The sequence below is a fragment of the Pigmentiphaga sp. genome (assembly GCF_019689535.1).
GTDB lineage: Bacteria > Pseudomonadota > Gammaproteobacteria > Burkholderiales > Burkholderiaceae_B > Pigmentiphaga.
This window is the reverse complement of record NZ_JADGHH010000122.1, coordinates 1-10,505: the sequence shown is the minus strand read 5'-3', so window position 1 is coordinate 10,505 and position 10,505 is coordinate 1. Positions and strand designations below refer to the sequence as shown.

At 64.4% G+C, this 10,505-nt stretch carries 8 protein-coding genes; 4 read left to right on the top strand and 4 right to left on the bottom strand.

Annotated features, from left to right (window positions below):
* Nucleotides 1–439 precede the first annotated feature (439 nt).
* From IRZ12_RS11515 to IRZ12_RS11505, 3 genes are all read left to right on the top strand, one after another.
* Complete coding sequence (locus tag IRZ12_RS11515) at nt 440–1,690, top strand: YbdK family carboxylate-amine ligase (RefSeq protein ID WP_296468512.1); 1,251 nt, start codon at nt 440–442, stop codon at nt 1,688–1,690.
* A gap of 131 nt (nt 1,691–1,821) precedes the next feature.
* Nucleotides 1,822–5,592: a methionine synthase gene (gene metH / locus IRZ12_RS11510; protein WP_296468510.1), complete on the top strand. Its 3,771-nt coding sequence runs from the start codon at nt 1,822–1,824 to the stop codon at nt 5,590–5,592.
* Nucleotides 5,593–5,715: 123 nt separating this feature from the next.
* The gene (locus IRZ12_RS11505) at nt 5,716–6,027 is read left to right on the top strand and encodes a YciI family protein (RefSeq protein ID WP_296468507.1); all 312 of its coding nucleotides are present in this window, start codon (nt 5,716–5,718) and stop codon (nt 6,025–6,027) included.
* Nucleotides 6,028–6,122: 95 nt separating this feature from the next.
* Here IRZ12_RS11505 and nhaA read toward each other — a convergent pair whose 3' ends face one another.
* From nhaA to IRZ12_RS11490, 3 genes are all read right to left on the bottom strand, one after another.
* A complete protein-coding gene (gene nhaA, locus IRZ12_RS11500; RefSeq protein WP_296468504.1) occupies nt 6,123–7,475 on the bottom strand; it encodes a Na+/H+ antiporter NhaA in 1,353 nt (450 codons plus the stop codon).
* A 124-nt stretch (nt 7,476–7,599) separates the two neighbouring features.
* A complete protein-coding gene (locus IRZ12_RS11495) occupies nt 7,600–7,917 on the bottom strand; it encodes a YnfA family protein (protein ID WP_296468501.1) in 318 nt (105 codons plus the stop codon).
* 49 nt (nt 7,918–7,966) lie between these two features.
* The gene (locus tag IRZ12_RS11490; RefSeq protein ID WP_296468500.1) at nt 7,967–8,896 is read right to left on the bottom strand and encodes a LysR substrate-binding domain-containing protein; all 930 of its coding nucleotides are present in this window, start codon (nt 8,894–8,896) and stop codon (nt 7,967–7,969) included.
* A gap of 127 nt (nt 8,897–9,023) precedes the next feature.
* Between IRZ12_RS11490 and IRZ12_RS11485 the strand changes: the two genes are divergently transcribed.
* Nucleotides 9,024–9,656, top strand: a complete 633-nt coding sequence (locus tag IRZ12_RS11485) for a flavodoxin family protein (protein ID WP_296468498.1) — start codon at nt 9,024–9,026, stop codon at nt 9,654–9,656.
* A gap of 152 nt (nt 9,657–9,808) precedes the next feature.
* Here IRZ12_RS11485 and IRZ12_RS11480 read toward each other — a convergent pair whose 3' ends face one another.
* Nucleotides 9,809–10,279, bottom strand: a complete 471-nt coding sequence (locus IRZ12_RS11480; RefSeq protein WP_296468496.1) for an Hsp20 family protein — start codon at nt 10,277–10,279, stop codon at nt 9,809–9,811.
* Nucleotides 10,280–10,505 lie beyond the last annotated feature (226 nt).

Below are 10,505 nucleotides of genomic sequence, written 5' to 3'. Positions count from 1 at the left end.
ACGTGGACGAATTCCTGAGCCAGTTCGATGCCTACATGCACCATCCCCTGACGCTGCACTGACGCCAGCCGCCGGCTTTATGCCGGCGTTTTATTTGTAAGTAATCACTATCAATAAAAACGCGGCCAATTACGGAATTTTCGGGTTGCTTCGTCGTTGTGGCCGCCCCTCGGCCTCCTTTGTTCATCGGGCGTGCGCCGGTGTTTGGGCCGGATCCCCCTGATTTTTCCTGCTTTGTTAGTGGCTACTCACGAGAGGACGCCCCGTATTCGTGGCATCGCAGGGGGAAACACTTAACGTCGGTGATTTCCGTCGATCTCGCGAAAACTCGCTGCTAAACTCGCCCGACACTTCGTGATGCTGGCCTATGACGCATATCCTGCGTCCGGCGTCGCCCCGGCCGGGTCGATCACCCGGCGACATTCCAAAGGAGACTCCGATGCAGTCCATCGCATTCACGGCATCCCGTCCCAATACCTTGGGCATCGAGCTCGAGTTGCAGATCGTCGATCCGCAGACGTTCGACTTGAAGGGCGCAGCCGAAGAATTGCTGGCTCAGATCGCCAACCATCCCTATGCCGACCGGGTTAAGCCCGAGATCACCCGGTCGATGATCGAACTCAACTCTTCGGTCCATACCGATCCGAAACGCCTGTTGGACGAAATGCGCAGCATGCGGGACCTCCTGGTCGAGGCTGCCGACGCCGTGGGCGTGCGGGTGGCCGGAGGCGGCACCCACCCCTTCATGCGTTGGCATGACCGGGCAATCTTCGACTCCCCGCGCTTCCAGTACCTGTCCGAGACGTATGGTTACCTGGCCCGCCAGTTCACTGTCTTCGGGCAGCATATTCACCTGGGCGTGGAGAACGGGGATGCCGCCATTGAGTTGACCCAAAAGCTCTCGCCCTACGTTCCGCACTTCATCGCCTTGTCGGCTTCTTCGCCGTATTTCGAAGGGGTGGATACCCAATTCGCCTGCAGTCGCCTGAACGCTTTGAACGCCTTCCCCATGTGCGGCCACCTGCCGCCGGAAGTCGTGGACTGGCACGGGTTCGAGGCCTATTTTGCGGAGCTGCACGCCGGTGGCTTGATCGAAAGCATCAAGGATCTGTACTGGGACGTGCGGCCCAAGCCCGAGTTCGGCACCGCGGAAATCCGGGTCTGCGACACGCCGCTTACCGTGGAGAAGGCGTGCCAGTTGGCAGCCTTCGCGCAGGCGCTCGGCGCGACGCTGGCCGACGAGCCCATGCCTGACCGCAAGGCTTGGATGGCCTATCGCACCAATCGCTTCCAGGCGACCCGCTTCGGCTTGCACGGCCACTACGTCGATCCCCAAGCTGGCCGCGTGCGCCTGGGCGATCATGTGCGAATGACCTTCGACAAGGTGATGCCGGCGGCCCGCGAGCTCGGTACCGCCGAGATGCTGGAGGCGCTGCGTGCCGATGTCTTCAAGCATGGCGGAGACGTCAAATGGCTGCGCGCCCAATTCGATCGTTCGCAGGAGATCGCCGAGGTGGTGGAAGCGGCCGCGGCGGCCTGGCGCGGCGAAGGGACGGCCGAAACGAAGCCTGAGCCGTCCGTGCCCGACCTGCAAATCCGCCGCCGCGTGCGGGCCAGCTCCGAGCCCATTTTCAACATGGACGGCATCACGCCTTTCGGGTTCAAGCGCTTGGGCCGGCGGTTGCATTGATGCGCGCCGCTGGGCCGGGCGCGCATCCTTGCTAAAATCCCAGATTCGCCTACACCCGGCGCGCCTGTGCGGCTGAGAACCTGCGCCGCCCGCGCGGGTTTTCTCCCGGCTGACTTCCGAGGCCGCTGCACATGCCGTTTCCGACCCTGCCCTATCCTCCCTCTTCCTATACCCGCGGCGCCGAGTTCGCGCGGCTGTTGACCGAGCGCATCCTGGTCCTGGACGGCGCGATGGGAACGATGATCCAGCGCCATAAGCTGGATGAGGCGGCCTTCCGCGGGGAGCGCTTCGCCGGCCACGGCAAAGACCTGAAGGGCGACAATGAGCTCCTGTGCCTGACCCGCCCGGACGTCGTCCTGGAGATTCACCGCGCCTATCTGGCGGCAGGCGCAGATGTGATCGAGACCAATACCTTCGGCGCGACCTCCATCGCCCAGGCTGACTACGATTTGTCCGGCCTCGCCTACGAGCTCAACGTGGCGGCGGCCAAGCTGGCGCGCCAGGCTTGCGACGAGTTCAGCACGCCCGAGCGGCCGCGTTTCGTGGCGGGCGCGCTGGGCCCCCAGCCGAAGACGGCGTCGATTTCGCCCGACGTCAATGATCCGGCGGCGCGCAACGTGACCTTCGACGAACTGCGGGCCGCCTATGCCGAGCAGCTGAACGGCTTGCTGGATGGCGGCATCGACCTCGTCCTGATCGAAACCATTTTCGATACCTTGAACGCGAAGGCGGCCATTTTCGCCGTCGAAGAGGTGTTCGAGGCCCGCGGCGAGCGCTTGCCGGTCATGATTTCCGGCACGGTCACGGACGCCTCGGGGCGCATTTTGTCGGGCCAGACGGTCGAGGCCTTCTGGAATTCGGTGCGCCATGCTCGTCCCATCACCATCGGGTTGAACTGCGCGCTGGGCGCGGCGCTGATGCGGCCGTACATCGCCGAGCTATCCAAGATCTGCGATACCTTTGTCTGCGTTTATCCGAACGCAGGCCTGCCGAATCCCCTCAGCGAGACCGGCTTCGACGAGACGCCGGAAGACACGTCGCGCCTCCTGGAAGAATTTGCCCGGGCAGGTTTCGTCAACGTTGTGGGCGGCTGCTGCGGTACGACGCCGGACCATATCCGCGCCATTGCGGAAAAGGTGGCGAACCTGCCGGTGCGCCAGCCGCCGGCGGTCGAGGTCAAGTTGCGGCTTTCTGGGCTCGAGCCGCTGAACATCGACGATGACTCGCTGTTCGTCAACGTGGGAGAGCGCACCAATGTGACGGGCAGCAAGATGTTCGCGCGCCTGATCCGCGAGGAGAAGTTCGATGAGGCGCTGGCCGTGGCGCGCCAGCAGGTCGAGAACGGCGCCCAGATCATCGACGTCAACATGGACGAGGCCATGCTGGATTCTGAAGCCAGCATGAGGCGCTTCCTGAACCTGATTGCCTCCGAGCCCGACATTTCGCGCGTGCCGGTCATGATCGATAGCTCGAAGTGGAGCGTAATCGAGGCGGGCCTGAAATGCGTACAGGGCAAGGCCATCGTTAATTCGATCTCCATGAAGGAGGGCGTCGAGCCTTTCCTGCGCCAGGCGCGGCTGTGCCGGCGCTACGGCGCGGCGGTGGTGGTCATGGCCTTCGACGAGCAGGGGCAGGCCGACACGCTGCAGCGCCGGATCGACATTTGCAGTCGCGCCTATAAGCTGCTGGTGGAGGAAGTGGGCTTCCCGCCGGAAGACATCATCTTCGACCCGAACGTTTTTGCCATCGCCACCGGCATCGACGAGCACAATCACTATGCCGTCGATTTCATCGAGAGCACGCGCTGGATCCGCGAGAACCTCCCATACGCCAAGGTCTCCGGCGGCATTTCCAACGTCAGCTTCTCGTTCCGGGGCAACGAACCCATGCGCGAGGCCATCCACACGGTCTTCCTGTACCACGCCATTCGCGCCGGGCTGACCATGGGCATCGTGAATGCCGGCCAACTGGGCGTGTATGCCGACCTGGATCCCGAACTGCGGGACCTCGTGGAAGATGTGGTGTTGGACCGCCGCGAACCGCTCGGCCGCAAGGACCCGAACGATGATCGCACGCCGACCGAACGGCTCGTGCAATTCGCCGAGACGATCAAGGGCTCCAGCACCAAGAAGGAAGAGGACCTCGCCTGGCGCAGCCTACCCTATGCCGAGCGGCTCACGCACGCCCTGGTACATGGCATCAGCACCTACATCGTCGAAGATACCGAGGAGGCGCGGCAGGCCGTGGCCGCGCGCGGCGGTCGTCCCATCGAGGTGATCGAGGGGCCGCTGATGGACGGCATGAACGTCGTCGGCGACCTGTTCGGTTCGGGGAAGATGTTCCTCCCGCAGGTGGTGAAATCGGCCCGGGTGATGAAACAAGCCGTGGCCCACCTGATCCCCTTCATCGAGGAAGAGAAGCGCCAGATCCAGGCGGCAGGCGGCGACGTGCGCTCCAAGGGCAAGATCGTCATCGCCACCGTCAAGGGCGACGTGCACGACATCGGCAAGAACATCGTGAGCGTCGTGCTCCAGTGCAATAACTTCGAGGTCGTCAACATGGGCGTCATGGTGCCGGCCGCGGAGATCCTGGCCAAGGCCAAGGAAGAGAACGCCGACATCATCGGGCTCTCGGGACTGATCACGCCCAGCCTCGAGGAGATGGCCTATGTCGCCGCCGAAATGCAGCGTGACGAGTATTTCCGCGAGCGCAAGGTGCCGCTGTTGATCGGCGGCGCCACGACGAGCCGGGTGCATACGGCGGTAAAAATCGCGCCGCACTACGAGGGGCCGGTTATTTACGTGACCGACGCCAGCCGCTCGGTGGGCGTGGCGCAGAGCCTGGTCTCGGACCAGGCTGCGCAGTACGTGGCCGACATCAAGGCGGAATACGAGCGCGTGCGCGAACAGTACGCCAACCGCAAGGCGACGCCGCTGATTTCCCTGGCCGAGGCGCGCGCCAACAAGCCGGCCATCGCGTGGGAAGGCTACCAGCCGCCGCGCCCCAAGTTCATCGGCCGCCGGGCCTTCAAGAACTTCGACCTGGCTGAGATTGCGCGCTACATCGACTGGCAGCCGTTCTTCCAGACCTGGGATTTGCATGGCTCATTCCCCGCCATCCTGGACGACGCCGTCGTGGGCGACTCGGCCCGCAGGGTTTATGCGGATGGCCAGGCCTTGCTCAAGCGCGTGATCGAAAACCGTTGGCTGACCGCCAACGGGGTCGTGGCCTTTTACCCGGCCAACACCGTCAATGATGACGACATCGAGATTTACGCCGATGAGTCGCGCGAGCAGGTGCTCTTTACCTGGCGCAACCTGCGCCAGCAGACCGCCAAGCGCGAAGGCGTGGACAATAAATGCCTTGCGGATTTCATCGCGCCCAAGTTCAGCGGCATCGCCGACTACATCGGCATGTTTGCCGTCACTAGCGGCCTGGGCATCGAGAAGTGGGAAGCCGAGTTCCAGAAGCAACACGACGACTACTCGAGCATCATGCTCAAGGCCATCGCAGACCGCCTGGCCGAAGCTTTCGCCGAAGCCCTGCACGAGCGGGTCCGCAAGGATCTCTGGGGTTACGCGCCGGACGAAAACCTGAGCAACGAACAACTCATCAAGGAATCCTATCGAGGCATCCGGCCCGCGCCTGGCTATCCCGCATGTCCGGAGCACACCGTCAAACGCGATATGTTCCGTGTCATGGCCTGCGAGGAAATCGGGATGCAGCTGACCGAGAGCCTCGCCATGTATCCCGCCGCCGCGGTATCGGGCTTTTACTTCAGCCATCCTGCTTCCCAGTACTTCAACGTGGGCAAGATCGGCGAAGACCAGCTGGCCGACTACGCGGCGCGCAGCGGCCGCAGCGAAGATGAGTTGCGGCGGGCGCTGATGTCGAGTTTGTGAGCCGTGCGGGCGGGCCGCGCTTGACGGATGTGGGCGTGGCCTCGAAGATGGCGAGCGCTTCGCCGGCTTTGCGACGAGGCCTCGCTGGAAGCCCAAGCCACATCACCCCCAAGGAGGACTGCCGTGTTGTTCGTTTTCCATCTGCTCGATAAGAAGACCCCCGATACGCCTGCCCTGAGGGCGCGCCTTCGGCCAGAACATAAACAGTACCTGGCGGGCGTCGGCGACCGGATCGCGTTTGCCGGCCCCTTGCTCGGCGGAGGCGGGCCTGAGGACTTCGTCGGCAGCCTGCTCGTGATCGACTTCGATAGCGAGGCAGACGCGCTGGCCTGGCTGGAGAACGAGCCGTTCACCCGCGCCGGCGTCTATGGTGAACGCAGCATTCATGCGTTCGTGAATACGTGGCCGCAGCGAGCCGGGTTCGTGGCGGGATGAGGGGCGGGCCGGCCGTACCGCTTGGCCGGTGAGCATGCAAGCGTTGCGCTGGCGGACCTTGCATCCGCGGTGCATGCCTCCAGCGAAGCCTCGGCTCAGCGGGGCAAGCCGGCATCCCTGCGTTGCCGCCGGGCGTAAAGCACGCCCCAGCCCAGTCCCAACAGCGCCGCGAGGCACGACCCCGCCAGCACCCCGAGTTTCGCGGCGCCGAGTAGCGCGTCATCGGCGAAGGCCAGCATGGCGATGAAGATTGACATCGTGAAACCTATTCCGGCCAGCAGCCCCACCAGCACAATGCCGGCTCCCGTCACGCCCGGGGGAAGCGCGCACCACCCGAGGCGCACCATGGCCCAGCTTACGGTGACGACTCCCACGGGCTTGCCTATCACGAGCGCAAGTACGACGCCGGCCAGGACCCACTGTGTGCCCCCGGCGGCCAGGTCTATGCCATCCAGGGTGACGCCGGCATTCGCCAGCGCGAAGAGCGGCATCACGCAGTATGCCACCCACGGATGAAGCGCAGCTTGCACCCGTACGATGGGCGGCAGCAGTTCGCGCTGGGCAAGGCGCAGCTCGCGCAGCGGGCCTGCGAGCAGTTGCGAGCCGGCCTCGGCGTGGCGCCCGGTCAGTTGGTTGGCGATGCGCGAAACGACCTCCAGCGGGCGCTCCCGCATCCGCATCGGGACGACCGGCGTCAAAAGGCCAAGAACGACGCCGGCCAGCGTGGGATGGGCACCCGTCATGAGGATGCCGGTCCAGACGATGGCGCCCGGCAAGACATATGCGAACGCCGAGCCGATGCCCATGCGTTGTAAGGCGAGCACCAGCACGAGCCCGGCGCCCGCCAAGGCGAACCCGCCGTAATCGAGTCCGCCCGAATAGAACAGCGCGATGATGAGTACCGCAATGATGTCGTCGATGACGGCAAGGGCCAGCAGGAAGATGCGTAGGTTGCCCGGTATGGAACGGCCTAGGAGGGCGAGGACGCCGATGGCGAACGCGATGTCCGTTGCGGTCGGCACGGCCCAGCCGTTCTGTCGCACCGGATCCGCATTCAGCGCCAAATAGATCAACGCGGGCACCATGACGCCGCCGAGGGCTGCGGCGATAGGCAGGCTGGCCTGGCGCAGGTTGCTCAGCGCGCCTTCATGCATCTCACGTCGAATCTCCATCCCGACGACCAGGAAGAACACGGTCATCAGCCCATCGTTGATCCAGAAGTGGAGAGGCTGGGAAATGGTGAACGATCCCAACCCGATGGAGATAGGCGTGTGCCAGAAGTGATGGTAGCCGGCGGCCAGCGGGGAGTTGGCCCAGGTCAATGCCACGGCGGCGGCGATCAGGAGCACGATGCCGCTGACGGCTTCGACGTGGAGAAATCGGTTCAGCGTGGCAAGGGCGCGTTCAGTGATGAGCTGGGCGCGTGGCAGGTCGGGGCTTGGGGGCATGTGGTCGATCCATGCGAACAGGAATTGTCGCGCGGCGGCCCGACCTGCGCGTGAATCCTGTCGTGCAAGGAAGAGCACGACACCCAGCGGGGATTCTACCTGAAGGGAAGCGCGTGGCACGAATTCATCGCGGCTGGAACATGATGATGCCCATGCCAGCCAGGGCGACGAGCGCGCCGGCGATGTCCCACGACGTCGGCCTGACGCCGTCCACCGCCCACAGCCAGAGCAGCGCGGCGCCAATGTAGACGCCGCCATAGGCGGCATATGTGCGCCCTGCGGCAGTCGGATGCAGGCTCAGCAGCCATGCAAACAGGGTGAGGCCGGCCGCCGCAGGGAGCAGGAGCCAGGCCGAGCGCCCTTGGCGCAGCCAGAGATATGGCAAGTAGCAGCCGACGATTTCGGCGATCGCGGTGACCACAAAGAGAAAAAATGTGCGCATGGGGCGGATTGTGTCATGGCCGCGGCGTGAGCGGCTCCTCCGCATGCATTCAGCGCGGCCGCCGGCCGGTGCTTTGCTTGCGCGGCTGTCCGGCACTCGCCGTGAACTCCCGCTTGAGCCAGTCGAGCAAGGCGCGCGCCGGCGGGTGGCGTTCGCGCCCCGGGGCGCACAAGGCTGCGTAGCGCGCGCCCGGTACCGTTACGTGAGGGAGGAAAGGGAAGAGCAAGCCTTGGGCGACGGCGTCCGAGGCCATGACCGAGCTCGCCAGCACCAGCCCCTGCCCCGCGATGGCGGCTTGCAATGCATAGTGCTCTTCCTGGTAGCGCCGGATCGAGGGTCGGCCTCGCATCCACGGCAAGCCGGCCGCGTCGCACCAACGCCTCCAGCCCTGCTCGTAGAGCGTGGAGTCGCGCCAGTGCACGGAGATCAGCGTAGGTTTTTCCGGGATGCCTCCTCCAACCAGGCTGCGTGCGCCGTAGACGCCGAAGGCTTCGTCCAGGATCGCGCCGGTGACCAATTCAGGATAGTCGCGCGTTCCGTAGCGGATGGCGATGTCCACGTTGGCGTCTTCCAGGAGATCGACGACACGGGCGGTCGTGTCGATGCGGACTTCGTAGTCCGGATATTGCTGATAGAAGCGCCCGAGCCTCGGCACCAGCCATAGGGCGGCGAACGAATGGGTGGTCGTTACCGTGACCGCACCGCTGCTTGGCCGCGGCTTCAAGGCATCGATGGCCTGGCTGACGTTCAGCAAGGCGCCGTGCACGGCATGGAAAAGCCGCGTGCCCTCCGCCGCAAGCGCAACGCCGCCTGCGCGGCGTTCGAAAAGGGGCAGCCCCAGGTGACGTTCCAGCGCGCGGATTTGGTGAGACACGGCGGTAGGCGTGACGTGAAGCTCCTCGGCTGCACGCTTGAAGCTGCGCAACCTGGCGGCTGCTTCAAAGGTGCGGAGCGCGTTCAGCGGTAATCCGGCGAACATGGTTGCAGCGATGAGGGTGAATTCATTTCATCTTATTTGAAAGAAGCTCACTCGCCAACGGACGGAATGCTCCGTAAATTTTCGGGAACTGGCCAAACGGACAATTCTTGACCAAGGGAGCAATGAAATGAACTCATCTCATGACATCTTGATACTCGTGGGCAGCCCGCGGCGGGACGGCAATAGCGCCCTGCTCGCCCGGGCCGTCGAAGAAGGGGCGCGCGAGGCGGGCGCATCGGCCCGCCTGCGTTTCCTGGATGACTATCTGGGCGGGTTCCTCGGCGATCGTACGAGCCATTCGGTGCCGCCCCAAGACCGGTATGCCGAGCTTTTCCTCGAGGAGTTCCTGCCCGCGGCGGGCGTGGTGTTCTGCACGCCCATCTATTGGTACGGCATGTCGGCGCAGACCAAGGCCTTCTTCGATCGTTCGTTCACCTATTACTCAGACACCTATCCCCACCATGCCGACGTGCTCGCGCGCATGCAGGGAAAGCGTTTTGGGCTGACGCTTGCTTCGGAGGAAAGCTACCCCGGCGTGGGGCTCGGCATTGTGCAGCAATTGCAGGAGTTTGCCCGGTACACCCATTCGGCCTTCGTCGGCTACGTGCATGGTTCGGGTAACCGTCGAGGCGAGGTCGCCCGCGATCCGCGCGATCCGGTGGCGGCGGCCAGGCGGCTGGGCGCGCATTTGCTGCAATGGCCGTACACCGACTATCGGATCGATACGCCGCGTGGTCCCCAGGTCTGGGCAAGTCCATGAGGGCGGGCTTGGCCTCGTCGCACCGTGGCGGGCAAGAACGAAAACGGCCTCCCTTGGCCGGTCGATGCCGGCGTGGGAAGCCGTTGCGCCAGAGTGCCTGGCCGCAGCGAAGGCCGGCCCTCGCGGGCCGGCGCACTTACGCCGCGGTACGCTCAGGCGGCGTTAGCCAGGACGGCCTGTTGCTGGGGCTGCGCACCCGCGCTGCTGATGGCGATGCGCTTGGGCCGCGCTTCTTCCGGTACGTTGCGCACCAAGTCGATGTGCAGCAGGCCGTTCTCGAGATGGGCGCCGCGTACTTCGATGTGGTCGGCGAGGCGGAACGACAGCTTGAACGCGCGCTGCGCGATGCCTTGGTGCAGATAAGTGACTTTCTCGTCGTTCTTTTCGCGCCGGCCGCCCGTCACGGTCAGCACGTCGCGGTCCACCTGGACGTCCAGGTCGCTTTCGCGCAGGCCGGCAGCCGCGATCACGATGCGGTAGTCGTCATCGCCGTGTTTCTCGACGTTGTACGGCGGATAAGAGCTGCCCGAGTCATTGCGCAGGGCGAACTCGAACAAATCGTTGAAGCGGTCGAAACCGACGGAATGGCGGAACAAAGGCGCCAGAGAGAATGTAGCGTTCATATTGGAACCTCCTGATTATCAGCAAGTTTCACTCGAGGGACCCGACTACGGCATCCCCTGAACCCAATCTCGGGACGGCTTCTGGTTTTTCAAGACCCCTATTCTGCACATGACCTGCCGCGGGCGGCCGGGACGGCTCATGGCTGCCTGGACCCCGGCGGGCCTCGCGGGCACACCTGACTTTGTGCCGCACATGACGAGGAGTTCCCGCTGGCGTCCCGGGGGG